Below are 13,026 nucleotides of genomic sequence, written 5' to 3'. Positions count from 1 at the left end.
AGCCCTGCCCATGCTGTTGCGCCCTGTCGCCCTGCTGCTCGCCAGCACCCTGCATGCCCCGACCGCACTGGCCGAAGTGCATGAAGTGAAAATGCTCAACCGTGGCAGCGACGGTGCCATGGTCTACGAGCCCGACCACTTGCGCATTGCACCCGGCGACAGCGTTCGCTTCCTGCCGACCCAGAACGGGCATAATGCCGCCAGCGTGGCGGGCCTGCTACCCACCGGGGCCGAGCCGTTCAAGAGCAGGCTGAACCAGCCGTTCGAGCACACCTTCAGCGTGCCGGGCGTGTACGGTATCCAATGCATTCCGCACGTGGCCATGGGCATGGTCATGGTGATCCAGGTCGGTGACGCGCCTGCCGCCGAATTGCCGACCAGCTTGCCGGCGCGGGCCAAAGCCCGCTTTGCCGCACAGTTGCAAAAGCTCGAAGCTGGGCAATGAGCCAGCTATTCGGGTCGCTCACGCCCTGGCCGGCGTCGCCCACTTGCAAAGCAATGGCTTTACCGAGGATGGCAACTGGAAGCTTCTCAACCGCAACGTGTTCGATCCAGTGACGCGCGGCGTGATCTTCATCGCCAACAGGCACGTTCCCAGCGGTCAGCGTAATCGCAACTGCATGTGCGTGGTCTGCCACACCGGGTCTTGCTCCACATCCACCAACGTAAACCCTTGCCGCTCCCAGAACGCGATGGCACCCGGCAGAAACGGATGAGTATGCAAGTAAAGGCAGTCGAAGCCGGCTTGCATCGCCCGTTCGCGCAAGGCGCCAAACAAGGCAGCCGCCAGCCCATGCCTGCGGTAGGCCGGCAACACGAACAGCCGCACCACCTCGACTACCCGCTCAGCGCGGTAATCAAGCTGGGCAAAGCGATGGTCATAGGGCAAGTAACCTATCACCGCGACCAGCCGCCCACCCTCACGGGCTTCCAGAAAACAGCCCGCGCCGTCCAGGTAAGTGTCAGCGAACTGCGCCAGGTCACGCGGCAAGGGTGCATTGGCGAGCATCGGAAAAAGCGCGCGGCGGGCACTGTCGACAAACGCCAGCACTTCGGCAATGGCGTCACGCGCCACGGGTTGCAAGGTCCAGTTCGGCATTGGGCGGTTGCCAGTGTGGTTGGGAGCGTACGGTTCTACCGCAGCGTGCCGCTCAAGGCAAATCACAGGGCTCGTCGCGGCAAGGCGGACATCGGTATAATCGGCAGCCTTCACTGCCCGACCAGGCCATACCATGCCTCGCCTCCCGAAGTTGCTGTTACCCCTGTTGCTGGCTGCTGCACTCACCGCCTGCGACCAGAAGCCCTCCCGTGAAGAACAGATCCTCGCCCAGCTGCCGCTGCAGGACGCCTACACGCACAACATCGAGCGCATGTCCGCGCTGCTGGGCCGCACTCACCCGCAGTTGTCGCAAGCGACCATCCAGGACGTACTGCGCAAGCACCTCACCGTCGAGGACCAACGCCGGGACCTGTTCCGCCTGTACAGCGAAAAGAACTTCAGCGACGCCGAGTTCGCAACCATCGTCGCCGCCACCCAGGACCCCGCCAAAGCTCGCGCCCTGGAAGACACCGAAGCCGGCAAACGCTTGAGCGAAAAACTCACCGCCCTGATGCGCGAAACCGCCCGCGATGTGAACGTGCAGGCCTTGGTCGAGCAGCGCATGCAACAGGTGGAAGATGAGCTTGATGCGCTGGACAAGGCAGGCTCTTGAGCGCTGCCCGCCAAGGTAACTTCCGTTCAGCAGCCCTTTACGATCACAGAGGTCAGGATTGCCACATACCAAGCACGGATTGCGCCTGGATCTACGTACACTCATTCTGGTGCTCTGCGCCCTGACCGCAGTGGTCATGCTGTGCGCCAGCTATTTCGCCAGCTATCGGGTGCAGCGCCAGCTACTGATCGACAATGCCCTGGAAGCCAATCGGGTGTATGCGAGAAAGCTGGCCAGCATTACCGACACCTTCATTGGCAACGCCTTGCAGCAACTGATGTTCAGCGCCGGCGTACAAAGCCGGCAGTTGAGCGACACCGCAGCGCTGCAGGTGGAAACCGACCGCGTACTGGGCCAGAGCATGGCCTTCAACTCCACCTTCGTGATCGATGCCAACGGTGTACTGCTGGCGGTATCCCCCGCCCCGCTACGCCACCTGCTCGGCACCCACGTGCAGTCGCCCGGTGCTCAGGAAGCCCTGCACGAACGCCGTCCACTGGTTTCCACACCCTATCTGTCGGCGGCCGACAACCTGATGGTGGTGCTGTCGCAACCCATTTTCGACGACAACGGCCGCTACCTGGGGTATGTGGGTGGCAGCCTGTACCTGCGTGAACACAACATCCTCAACAGCCTGCTGGGTGAGCATTTCTACAAGAACGGTTCGTACCTGTATGTAGTCGACCGCAAACGACGCCTGCTGTACCACCCCAATAGCGAACGGGTAGGCACGGTGGTGGAGGGCAATGCGCTGGTCGACCAGCTGGGGACACTGGACAGCGGTACCCGGCAGCTGACCAATAGCCTGGGCGTGGAAATGCTCGCCGGCTTCGCCACTGTGCCCAGCGCCGGCTGGGGCGTGGTAGCGCAGCAGCCATTGGCGCAGACGGTGACGCCGCTGAACCATCTGGTGCTGAACGTGGTCGCCAGTTCGGCGCCCTTGGCGCTGGTTGGCAGCCTGCTGCTGTGGTGGCTGGCCCGCACCATCGCCCGGCCGCTGTGGAAACTGGCCGCAAGTGCCCGCACGATGGACCGCGCCGGTACCGCCGAACATTTGCATCATGTGCGGGCCTGGTACTTTGAGGCGGCAGAGCTCAAACGCGCGTTACTGTTCGGCCTGAACTTGCTGCAAGAGCGCATCGGCCGGCTCAATCGGGACGCCCAGACCGACCCGCTGACCGGCCTGGGCAACCGCCGCAGCCTGGAATTCAGCCTGTCGTTACTGGAAGCTGAAAACCGGGAGTTTGCAGTCATTGCGCTGGATATCGACCATTTCAAACGGGTAAATGACAGCCATGGACACGAAGTGGGCGACCAGGTGCTGCGCCACCTGGCGGAGCTCATGCGCCGTTGTTGCCGCGAGGGCGACCTGTTGTGTCGGACCGGCGGCGAGGAGTTCCTGATATTGCTGCCTGGGGCCCCCCTGAACGTGGCGGCCGCGGTGGCTGAACGGTTGCGTGTGACCGTACAGGATATGCCGGTGGAACCGGTGGGGGCAGTGACAATTTCGCTGGGGGTGACGCACTGGGATGGCGAGACGCACGGCGAGCCCATGAACGCATTGGGCGAGGCTGACCGGGCGCTTTACCAGGCCAAGCAAGAGGGGCGCAACCGGGTCGCTTTTGCCTGAACGCCTTATGTTGTAACCATGGCGGCGGGCTTGCCCGTGAAAATGCCGATACAGGCAACGATGAATCGGTGGCTTGTAACAATTCCTGTCATAAAACTGCAGCGTTTCAGTCATAGGATTGACCTCGACCTGACATTTTCACTTCATGGATGAGCGTCTCATGCGTCGTGTGGTTTTCAATCAGAAAGGTGGCGTCGGCAAATCCAGCATTGCCTGCAACCTCGCCGCAGCCAGTGCCGCCGAGGGCTACCGGACCTTGCTGGTCGACCTCGACCCACAGGCCAATGCCACCTTCTACCTGACCGGGCTGGCCAACGACACCATTCCTGCCGGCATCGCCGACTTCTTCCGCCAGACCTTGTCGCCGGTTACTGCCGCCGGCAAGAAGCACCGCGTGGCAATCACCGAAACCCGCTACAGCAACCTGCACCTGGTCACCGCCAGCCCTGACCTCAGCGACCTGCAAAGCAAGCTGGAGAGCAAGTTCAAGATCAACAAGCTGCGCAAGTTGCTGGTGGCGCTGGGCGAGGACTACGAGCGGATCTACATCGACACCCCGCCCGCACTGAACTTCTACACCTTCAGCGCGCTGGTGGCGGCCGAGCGTCTGTTGATTCCGTTCGACTGCGACAGTTTCTCGCGCCAGGCCCTGCACTGTGTCATGGCCGAAGTCGAAGAACTGCGCCAGGACCACAACCCCGCGCTGCAGGTGGAAGGTGTGGTGGTCAATCAGTTCGCCGGCCGCACCGCACTGCACCAGACCCTGGTCGATCAACTGCGCAGCGAAGGCCTGCCGGTGCTGCCGGTGTACCTGAGCAGTTCGATCAAGATGCGTGAATCGCACCATGCCTCGGTGCCATTGGTGCATTTGGCGCCACGGCATAAACTGGCCCTGGAATTTGTCGATTTGCTGGATGTGCTTGAGCGTGCGGCCTGACAGGCCTTTTGAGGCACTCCGGCTGTTACCTGCTGCACCGGTCGAATCAGGTATACCGAGGTCGCCCTCGACAAAGCGCCTTGCAGCGCCCGGCTATCTACTGGCAAGCACAATAACGATGGCGCGGCCCTACCGCGCCACTTTCATCATGGCTGCCAAAGGAAACCGGAGAGCTCCCGCATGTCCGCACATCATGAGGTATCCCCCGCCACCCTGCGCAGGGTGATAGCCGCTTCGGCCATCGGCAACTTCGTCGAATGGTTCGACTTCGCCGTGTACGGCTTTCTCGCCACGCTGATCGCCAGCCAGTTCTTTGCCAGCGAAGACGCCAGCGTGGCCTTGCTCAAAACCTTCGCGGTGTTCGCCGTGGCCTTCGCCCTGCGCCCCTTGGGCGGCATCGTCTTCGGTGCCTTGGGCGACCGACTGGGTCGCAAGCGCATCCTGTCGCTGACCATCCTGCTGATGGCCGGCTCCACCACGTTGATCGGCCTGCTGCCGACCTACGCCAGCATCGGCCTGGCAGCCCCGGCGCTGCTGACCCTGGCCCGCTGCCTGCAGGGGTTTTCTGCCGGTGGCGAATATGCCGGGGCCTGCGCCTACCTGATGGAGCACGCGCCTGACGACAAGCGCGCCTTTTATGGCAGCTTCGTACCTGTGTCGACCTTTTCCGCCTTTGCCTGCGCAGCGGTGATCGCTTATGGCCTGGAGGCCAGCCTGTCGACCGAGGCGATGAATGCCTGGGGCTGGCGCATTCCGTTCCTGATTGCCGCACCGCTGGGCCTGGTCGGCCTGTACCTGCGCTGGCGCATGGAGGAAACCCCGGCGTTCCGCGAAGCCGTCGCCCAGGGCAAGGAGCACGAGCACTCACCGCTGAAGGAAACCCTGCGCCACCATGGCCGGGTCATACGCAACCTGGGGGCGTTCATTTCGCTGACCGCGTTGTCGTTCTACATGTTCACCACCTACTTCGCCACCTACCTGCAACTGGTCGGCAACCTGACCCGTGCGCAGTCACTGCTGGTGACCACCGTGGCCCTGCTGTTCGCCGCCGTCGGCTGCCCGCTGGCCGGGGCATTTTCAGACCGGGTGGGGCGGCGCAAGACCATCGGTTTTACCTGCCTGTGGATGATGCTTAGCGTGTTCCCGGCGTACTGGCTGGCCAGCTCTGGCTCGATGTCAGGTGCGTTGCTGGGGGTGATCCTGCTCGCGGTGGGGGCGTTGTGCAGCGGTGTGGTTACCGCGGCATTGCTGTCTGAAAGCTTCCCTACCCGTACCCGCTATACCGCTTCGGCGATTACCTACAACGTGGCCTACACGCTATTTGGCGGCACTGCGCCGCTGGTGGCAACCTGGCTCATCGGCCAAACCGGCAGCAGCCTGGCACCGGCGTTCTACCTGGTGGTGATTGCGCTGGTGGCGTTGGTAGGCGGCTTGGCGTTGCCGGAAACTTCGCGGATTTCTTTGCATGAGGACATGAGCATGGACGGTGTGCGGGCCGGAACCCGAAACACCGTCTGAAATTTCCGGGGCTGCCTTGCAGCCCCAACTGCTCAGCCTTCCTGCTGCTCTTCCCGCCGATACGCCCACTGATACAACGCCGGCAACACCAGCAACGTCAGCGCTGTAGAGGACAAGATCCCGCCAATCACCACCGTTGCCAGTGGCCGTTGCACCTCCGCCCCGGTCCCGGTGGCCAAGGCCATCGGAATGAACCCCAGCGAGGCCACCAGCGCCGTCATCAGTACCGGCCGCAATCGGGTCAGCGCACCCTCCTCGACCGCCGCCCGCAGCGTGCGCCCTTCCTCGCGCAGCCCGCGGATAAAGGCAATCATCACCAGCCCGTTCAGCACTGCCACTCCCGACAATGCAATGAACCCGACCCCGGCAGAAATGGACAGCGGAATATCACGCGCCCACAGCGCCAGCACCCCGCCGGTCAGGGCAAAGGGGATGCCGGTGAACACCAACAGGCCATCCCTGAGGTTGTTGAACATCATCAGCAACAGCGCCATGACCAGCAGCAAGGCCACCGGCACCACCACCTGCAAGCGCTCGGCCGCCGACTGCAACTGCTCGAACTGGCCTCCCCAACGCGTCCAGTACCCCGGTGGCACCTGCACCTGGCCGATCAGGGTCTGCTCGGCCTCTTGCACAAACGAGCCCAGGTCACGTCCACGCACATTGGCACTGACCACCACCACGCGCTTGCCATCCTCACGGCTCACCTGATTCGGGCCCAGTTGCAGGTTCAACGTGGCTACCTGCGACAGCGGGATGAAACCGATTTGCCCGGCCCCCTCAGCAGCACTGGCCGGTACGGGAATCAGCAGGCTGGCCAACCCGTCGACATCGGTACGCAAGGTCTCCGACAGGCGCACGACCATGTCGAAACGGCGGTCGCCCTCATACAGCGTACCGGCGGTGCGGCCACCCACGGCAATGGCGATGGCATCCTGCACATCACCCACATTCAGGCCATGACGGGCGGCCTTGTCACGGTCGATGTCGATGGTCAGTACCGGCAGGCCCGTGGTCTGCTCCACTTTCACCTCGGACGCGCCTGGCACCCCTTGCAGGCTGGTGGCGATCTGCGCGGCAGTGCGGTTGAGCACCTCCATATCGTCACCGAACAGCTTCACCGCCACATCACTGCGCACCCCGGAAATCAGCTCGTTGAAGCGCAACTGAATGGGCTGCGACAGCTCGTAGTTGCTGCCCGGCACACTGGCAGCGGCGCGTTGCACCTGGGCGATCAGTTCATCCCGTGGCTTGCCAGGGTCAACCCATTGTTCGCGCGGGCGCAGCATCACGTAGGCATCGGAAATGTTCGGCGGCATCGGGTCGGAGGCAATCTCGGCAGTACCGGTGCGGGCAAACACCCGCTCCACCTCGGGCACCTGGGCCATGATCGCCTGCTCCAGACGCTGCTGCATGTCCACCGACTGCGACAGGCTGGTGCCCGGCACTCGCAGGGCCTGCAGGGCGAAGTCACCCTCGCTGAGGCTGGGGATGAACTCGCTGCCCATGCGGCTGGCCATCACGCCGGACAGCAGCACCAGGGCAGCGGCAGCAGCAAACGCCAGTTTGCGCCGGCCCAGCACCCAGGCCAGCACCGGGGCATAGCGCTGACGTGCCGTACGCATCACCAGGCCTTCCTCCTCCTTGACCTTGCCGGTGACGAACAGGGCAATGGCCGCCGGTACGAACGTGACCGAGAGGACCATCGCACCCAACAGGGCCATGACCACGGTGAAGGCCATGGGGTGGAACATCTTGCCCTCGACCCCGGTAAGGGCAAAGATCGGCAGGTACACCACCATGATGATCAACTGCCCATAGATCAGCGGCCGGCGTGCTTCGCGGGCGGCGGCAAACACCTCATGGAACCGTTCGGTGCGGGTCAGCATGCGACCGTGGCGCTGCTGGGCATGGGCCAGGCGACGGATGGCGTTTTCCACGATCACCACGGCGCCGTCGACGATGATGCCGAAGTCCAGCGCGCCCAGGCTCATCAGGTTGGCACTGACTTTGTTGCTGAACATGCCGGTAAAGGTGAACAGCATCGACAGCGGGATAACCATGGCCGTGATCAGCGCAGCACGGATGTTGCCGAGGAACAGGAACAGCACGGCAATCACCAGGATTGCACCTTCGATCAGGTTCTTCTTCACCGTGGCGATGGCTTTCTCCACCAGGTGGGTGCGGTCGTAAACCGTGACTGCAACCACGCCCTTGGGCAGGTTGCGATTGATCTCGACCAGTTTTGCAGCGACCGCCTGCGACACCGTACGGCTGTTCTCGCCAATCAGCATGAACACCGTGCCCAACACAACTTCCCGACCGTTTTCGGTGGCAGCCCCCGAGCGCAGCTCTTGGCCCAGGCCAACCTGGGCGACATGGCTGACGCGGATCGGCGTGCCGTCGACGCTGGAAATAACGATGTTGGCGATGTCTTCGGCCGAGGCCACCTGGCCGGGCGCGCGAATCAGCAACTGCTCGCCATTGCGCTCGATATAGCCAGCGCCAATGTTGGCGTTATTGCGTTCCAACGCTGCAATCAGATCGTTGAGGGTGAGCTTGTAGGCCGCCAGGCGCTTGGGCTCTGGTGCAATCAGGTATTGTTTGGCATGGCCACCGATGCTGTTGACCTCGGCCACACCCGGCACATTGCGCAGCTGCGGCTTGATGATCCAGTCCTGAATCACTCGCAGGTCGGTTGGGGTGTACGGTGTGCCGTCTTCCTTGAGCGCCCCCTCCTGGGCTTCCACCGTCCACAGGAAAATTTCCCCCAACCCGGTGGAGATCGGCCCCATGCCCGCCTCGATGCCCTCAGGCAATTGCTCGCGGGCCACCTGCAGGCGCTCGTTGACCAGTTGGCGGGCGAAGAAGATATCGGTGCCATCATCGAAAATGACCGTGACTTGCGACAGGCCCGAGCGCGACAGCGAGCGGGTCTGCTTGAGCCCTGGCAGGCCGGCCATGGCGGTTTCGATGGCAAAGGTGATGCGCTGCTCGGTCTCCAGCGGCGAATAGCCGGGGGCGGCGGTGTTGATCTGCACCTGGACGTTAGTGATGTCCGGCACAGCATCGATCGGCAGTTTCTGGTAGCTGTGGATACCCACCGCGGCCATCAGGACCACGGCCAGCATCACCACCAGGCGCTGCTCGATGGCAAATTGAATCAGGCGTTCGAACATGCAGGTGTCCCCGTGATCAGTGGCTGTGCTCGGCCGAGCCCTTGCCCAGTTCCGACTTGAGGACAAAGCTGCCGGCGGCCGCAACCTGAGTACCGGCGGCCAGGCCGCTGGTGATTTCCACCTGGCCAGCATCGCGACGACCAGTCTTCACCGGGCGCGCCTCGAAGCCTTCCGCAGTGCGGGCGAACACCACGGTCTGCGCCTCCCAGGTTTGCAGGGCGCTTTCCGGCACCGCCACGGCGGCATCGAAGCGGTCGACGCTGACCGCCACATTGACGAACAGCCCGGGGCGCCAGGCGCCATTGGGGTTGGCCAGTGTGGCGCGCACAGTGGCGGCGCGGTTCTGCTCGCCGAGCAGGCTGCCGACGTAATTGACCTTGCCCTGGACCTGGGCGCCCAGGTCCGGCGCACTGACCGTGACATCGCGGCCGGTTACCACCTTGTCCAGGTCACGAGGGGCCACGGCGAAGGTCGCCCACACCCGGCTCAGGTCGGACAGGGTGAACGCGTTGCTGGTCGCGTCGACCACCTCCCCCACGGTCAGGTGCTTTTCCACGACGACCGCATCGAAGGGTGCGCGCAGTTCATAGCGGTTGCCGGCACCGGCCGGGCCCACCGCCGCGACCTTCTGCCGAGCGTTGGCCAGAGCGATCTCGGCCTCCTGCAGGGCCTGGCGCGCCTGCAGGTAATCCTGCTCGGCGCTGATTCGCTCCTGCCACAGCTGTTGCTCCCGCTGAAAGGTCAATCGCGCCAGTTCCAGACGACGCTGGGCGGCCTGCTGTTCGCTGCGCAGGTCGGAGATCTGCTGGCTGGCAATCACCGCCAGTACCTGGCCGCGCCTGACCGCCTGGCCCAGCTCGGCTTGCACCGCTTCGACCACACCCGGCACGCGGGGTACCACATGTGCGGTGCGGTCCTCGTCAAAGCGGATCTCACCCGGGAAGCTGATGGCGGTGCCCAACTCACGGGGGCCAGCGGCAGCCAGTTGCACGCCAGCCGTTTCGATCTGGGCGATAGACAGGTGCAACTGGCCTTCTTCTTCGCCATGCCCCTCCTCTGCATGGCCTTCGGCGGCCTGCTCTGCAGCGTGGCCGTGGCTGTCTTGACCATGGTCGTCATGGGGGGCTTGAGCCTTGGACGCCTGGCCGAGGGTGCCGGTCCAGGCCAGGCCAGCGAGGCCAAGCGCCGCAACGGCAGTGGCCAGAAGGGCTAGCTTGCGTGGGTTAGTCATTGTTGCTCCTGCTATCGGGTTTGTTGCTCAGGCCATCGAGATCGCCGTAGATCCGCTCCACGTGTGCGCGGGCGTCGGTCGCCGAGGCCAGCGCCTGGAGGTACAGCCCGCGCGCCTCGATCAGCGTGCGCTGGGCGTCGAGTACATCGAGGAACGCGAACTTGCCCATTTCAAAACCGCGGGTGGCGGTGTCCACGGCCTGCTGCGCAGCCGGCAGGATGGTGCGGTCATAGGCTTCAACGTCCTGCATCGCCGTCTCCCACTGGCTGATGGCGCTACGGGTTTCACTGCGCAGACGCAGCTCCACGGCATTGCGCAGGTCGCGCGCCTGGTCGGCACGGCGCGCAGCCGCCAGGACATTGCCCCGGTTGCGGTCGAACAGCGGCAACGGCATGGACAGGCCAACCACGTTCACCCGCTCCCGGTCTTCGCGGCTGTACTGGCTGCCAAGGCTGACGGTGAGGTTGGGGATACGCTGGGCTTTCTCCGAACCCAGGGACGCATCGCCGCGCTCGACCTGGGCAGCGGCCAGGCGCCATTCGACGGTCTGTTCGACCTGTTCGAGCAAGGTGTCGGCACCCGGCGCGATGCCTGGCGAAAGGTTGGCCGCCTGTAACCGGTCGAAGCTTGCCAGCGGGCTGCCCATCAGCCGGGCCAAGGCCTGGTAGGCCACGCTGCGCTGGGTTTTCGCGCGGCGCACTTCGGTCTGGGCCTGGGCCAGTTGCACCTGGGCACGGGTGGCCTCCACCGGTGATGACTGGCCCGCCGTAACCCGCCCTTGCACCACCCGCAGGCCGCGTTCAGTCAATACCTGCGACTGCTGCGCCAGCTCCAGCGCGGTCTGCGCACGCACGCCAGCGTGGAAAGCCTGCACCACATCGGCCCGCAGGGCGTTGCGCTGGCGCTCCAGGTCGAGCTGGGCAATGGCCTGGCCGGCCCCCGCCACGGCGAGACGCGCGCCGCGTTTCCCGCCCAGTTCCAGCGGCTGGCTGAGGGTGACGGTGGTGGTGCTGGTGTCGCGACGGGTGTCCTCGACCTCCCAGGCCAGCTCCGGGTTGGGAATCAACCCGGCCTGGCGCCGTTCGCCATCGGCAATGCCAATTTCACGGCCGGCTGCAGCCAGCTCCGGGTTCTGGGCGAAAGCGGCGGTAAGCGCCTGGGGCAGGCTCAGCGCCTGGCTGGCCTGGGCGCCGGTGGCACTGGCCAGCAACAGACAGAGCAAGGCGATCTTGCGGGGGATGGGCACGACACAGGTCCTCTCGGCGAAGCATTGGCGAGGGACTGTAGAAAGGGCCGGTTATCGGGGCGGTGGCGGCAAGATTACAATTTTGTAATGACGCACTGCGGGCCTTTGCAGGCGCAGCCTTGTGCTGCTGGGCACAGGACGGTGAACGCCCAAGAAGTTCGATAATCGCCCACTTTCCCGGTGCGAGGATCTTGTCCAATTGACGAAACTAACCAGTCAGTACAAAACTACGGACATTCAACAACAACAAAGCGATGCCCGTCATGAAGCCCCTTATTCTCGTGCTCAACGGCCCCAACCTGAACATGCTGGGCACCCGCGAGCCTGCCCAGTACGGCCACGAAACCCTCGCTGACCTGGCTCAGGGATGTGCCGACACTGCCCACGCCCACGGCCTGGAAATCGAGTTTCGCCAAACCAACCACGAAGGCGAACTGATCGACTGGATCCACGCTGCCCGTGGCCGCTGCGCCGGCATCGTGATCAACCCCGGCGCCTGGACGCACACCTCGGTGGCCATCCGCGATGCCCTGGTGGCCAGCGAACTGCCGGTGATCGAGGTGCACCTGTCCAATGTGCACAAACGCGAGCCGTTCCGTCACTTGTCGTTCGTATCGTCCATCGCCGTCGGTGTCATCTGCGGGCTGGGCAGCCACGGCTACCGCATGGCGCTGAGCCACTTCGCCGAGTTGTTGCAGGAGCGTGCGGCATGAGCCAGCAAGCCATCCTCGCCGGCCTGATCGGCCGCGGCATCCAACTGTCACGTACGCCGGCCCTGCACGAACACGAAGGCGACGCCCAGGCCCTGCGCTATCTGTACCGGCTGATCGACGCCGACCAGCTGCAACTGGACGACAGCGCCCTGCCCGGCCTGCTCGAAGCCGCGCAACATACCGGTTTCACCGGGCTGAACATTACCTACCCGTTCAAGCAGGCTATCCTGCCGTTGCTCGACGAACTCTCCGACGAGGCCCGTGGTATCGGCGCAGTAAACACCGTGGTGCTCAAGGACGGCAAGCGCGTCGGCCACAACACAGACTGCCTGGGCTTTGCCGAAGGCTTGCGCCGTGGCCTGCCCGGTGTGGCACGGCGCCAGGTGGTGCAGATGGGTGCCGGTGGCGCTGGCTCGGCCGTGGCCCACGCCCTGCTGGGTGAAGGGGTAGAGCGGCTGGTGCTGTTCGAAGTGGACGCAGCCCGTGCGCAGGCGCTGGTGGATAACCTGAACGGCCATTTCGGCGCAGGGCGCGCCGTGCTTGGCACCGACCTGGCCACAGCCCTGGCCGAGGCGGACGGGCTGGTCAACACCACGCCAGTGGGCATGGCCAAGCTACCGGGCACGCCACTGCCGGTGGAGTTGCTGCATCCCCGCCTGTGGGTGGCCGAGATTATCTACTTCCCGCTGGAGACCGAACTGCTGCGCGCAGCCCGGGCACTGGGCTGCCGCACGCTGGATGGCAGCAACATGGCGGTGTTCCAGGCGGTGAAGGCATTCGAGCTGTTCAGCGGGCGGCAGGCGGATGCGGCGCGGATGCAGGCGCACTTTGCCAGTTTCACCTGATAGAAAAGTGTTGGC

Annotated in this window: 11 protein-coding genes; 7 read left to right on the top strand and 4 right to left on the bottom strand. The window is 64.2% G+C overall.

The genetic code is table 11. From position 1 onward, the window contains the following. Nucleotides 1-10 precede the first annotated feature (10 nt). Nucleotides 11-445: a pseudoazurin gene (locus J3A98_RS07225; RefSeq protein ID WP_209964973.1), complete on the top strand. Its 435-nt coding sequence runs from the start codon at nt 11-13 to the stop codon at nt 443-445. Nucleotides 446-601: 156 nt separating this feature from the next. Here J3A98_RS07225 and J3A98_RS07220 read toward each other — a convergent pair whose 3' ends face one another. Continuing rightward, on the bottom strand, nt 602-1,099 hold the full coding sequence (locus J3A98_RS07220; protein ID WP_176683872.1) for a GNAT family N-acetyltransferase: 498 nt from the start codon (nt 1,097-1,099) through the stop codon (nt 602-604). 133 nt (nt 1,100-1,232) lie between these two features. Between J3A98_RS07220 and J3A98_RS07215 the strand changes: the two genes are divergently transcribed. The 4 genes from J3A98_RS07215 (at nt 1,233) to J3A98_RS07200 (ending at nt 5,797) form a co-directional block, all read left to right on the top strand. Continuing rightward, nucleotides 1,233-1,712 (top strand): hypothetical protein, encoded by a 480-nt coding sequence (locus J3A98_RS07215; protein ID WP_209964971.1) that lies wholly within the window; start codon nt 1,233-1,235, stop codon nt 1,710-1,712. A gap of 58 nt (nt 1,713-1,770) precedes the next feature. After that, complete coding sequence (locus J3A98_RS07210) at nt 1,771-3,342, top strand: sensor domain-containing diguanylate cyclase (RefSeq protein WP_176683874.1); 1,572 nt, start codon at nt 1,771-1,773, stop codon at nt 3,340-3,342. A 160-nt stretch (nt 3,343-3,502) separates the two neighbouring features. Next, nucleotides 3,503-4,279 (top strand): ParA family protein, encoded by a 777-nt coding sequence (locus J3A98_RS07205; protein WP_209964969.1) that lies wholly within the window; start codon nt 3,503-3,505, stop codon nt 4,277-4,279. 180 nt (nt 4,280-4,459) lie between these two features. Then, complete coding sequence (locus tag J3A98_RS07200; protein ID WP_021782816.1) at nt 4,460-5,797, top strand: MFS transporter; 1,338 nt, start codon at nt 4,460-4,462, stop codon at nt 5,795-5,797. A gap of 32 nt (nt 5,798-5,829) precedes the next feature. Here the strand turns inward: J3A98_RS07200 and J3A98_RS07195 are convergent, their stop codons facing one another. The 3 genes from J3A98_RS07195 to J3A98_RS07185 are packed head-to-tail and all read right to left on the bottom strand — an operon-like array spanning nt 5,830 to nt 11,453. Further along, nucleotides 5,830-8,976 carry a CusA/CzcA family heavy metal efflux RND transporter gene (locus J3A98_RS07195; RefSeq protein ID WP_209964966.1) on the bottom strand — a complete coding sequence of 1,049 codons (3,147 nt, stop codon included), beginning with the start codon at nt 8,974-8,976 and terminating at the stop codon, nt 5,830-5,832. 16 nt (nt 8,977-8,992) lie between these two features. Beyond that, nucleotides 8,993-10,207 (bottom strand): efflux RND transporter periplasmic adaptor subunit, encoded by a 1,215-nt coding sequence (locus tag J3A98_RS07190; protein WP_103444101.1) that lies wholly within the window; start codon nt 10,205-10,207, stop codon nt 8,993-8,995. Continuing rightward, nucleotides 10,200-11,453 (bottom strand): TolC family protein, encoded by a 1,254-nt coding sequence (locus J3A98_RS07185; RefSeq protein WP_176683879.1) that lies wholly within the window; start codon nt 11,451-11,453, stop codon nt 10,200-10,202. The genes J3A98_RS07190 and J3A98_RS07185 overlap by 8 nt, the downstream gene beginning before the upstream one ends. A 263-nt stretch (nt 11,454-11,716) precedes the next feature. Here J3A98_RS07185 and aroQ point away from each other — a divergent pair, with 263 nt between their 5' ends. Together aroQ and J3A98_RS07175 are read left to right on the top strand one after the other, a co-directional pair. Next, nucleotides 11,717-12,166, top strand: a complete 450-nt coding sequence (gene aroQ / locus J3A98_RS07180) for a type II 3-dehydroquinate dehydratase (RefSeq protein WP_003250469.1) — start codon at nt 11,717-11,719, stop codon at nt 12,164-12,166. Next, entirely contained in the window at nt 12,163-13,011 is an 849-nt protein-coding gene (locus J3A98_RS07175) for a shikimate dehydrogenase (RefSeq protein WP_209964964.1), read from the top strand. The genes aroQ and J3A98_RS07175 overlap by 4 nt, the downstream gene beginning before the upstream one ends. Nucleotides 13,012-13,026: the final 15 nt, after the last annotated feature.

It is taken from the genome of Pseudomonas sp. BP6 (genome assembly GCF_017875935.1).
GTDB lineage: Bacteria > Pseudomonadota > Gammaproteobacteria > Pseudomonadales > Pseudomonadaceae > Aquipseudomonas > Aquipseudomonas putida_Y.
The sequence above is the reverse complement of the archived record's forward strand: the minus strand, read 5'-3'. Positions and strand labels throughout refer to the sequence as shown.

Excerpts from the sequence above, each read along its gene's own strand:
- J3A98_RS07225 (WP_209964973.1), top strand. The coding sequence starts at position 11 with ATGCTGTTGCGCCCTGTCGCCCTGCTGCTCGCCAGCACCCTGCATGCC.
- J3A98_RS07220 (WP_176683872.1), bottom strand. The coding sequence starts at position 1,099 with ATGCCGAACTGGACCTTGCAACCCGTGGCGCGTGACGCCATTGCCGAA.
- J3A98_RS07215 (WP_209964971.1), top strand. The coding sequence starts at position 1,233 with ATGCCTCGCCTCCCGAAGTTGCTGTTACCCCTGTTGCTGGCTGCTGCA.
- J3A98_RS07205 (WP_209964969.1), top strand. The coding sequence starts at position 3,503 with ATGCGTCGTGTGGTTTTCAATCAGAAAGGTGGCGTCGGCAAATCCAGC.
- J3A98_RS07200 (WP_021782816.1), top strand. The coding sequence starts at position 4,460 with ATGTCCGCACATCATGAGGTATCCCCCGCCACCCTGCGCAGGGTGATA.
- J3A98_RS07195 (WP_209964966.1), bottom strand. The coding sequence starts at position 8,976 with ATGTTCGAACGCCTGATTCAATTTGCCATCGAGCAGCGCCTGGTGGTG.
- J3A98_RS07190 (WP_103444101.1), bottom strand. The coding sequence starts at position 10,207 with ATGACTAACCCACGCAAGCTAGCCCTTCTGGCCACTGCCGTTGCGGCG.
- aroQ (WP_003250469.1), top strand. The coding sequence starts at position 11,717 with ATGAAGCCCCTTATTCTCGTGCTCAACGGCCCCAACCTGAACATGCTG.
- J3A98_RS07175 (WP_209964964.1), top strand. The coding sequence starts at position 12,163 with ATGAGCCAGCAAGCCATCCTCGCCGGCCTGATCGGCCGCGGCATCCAA.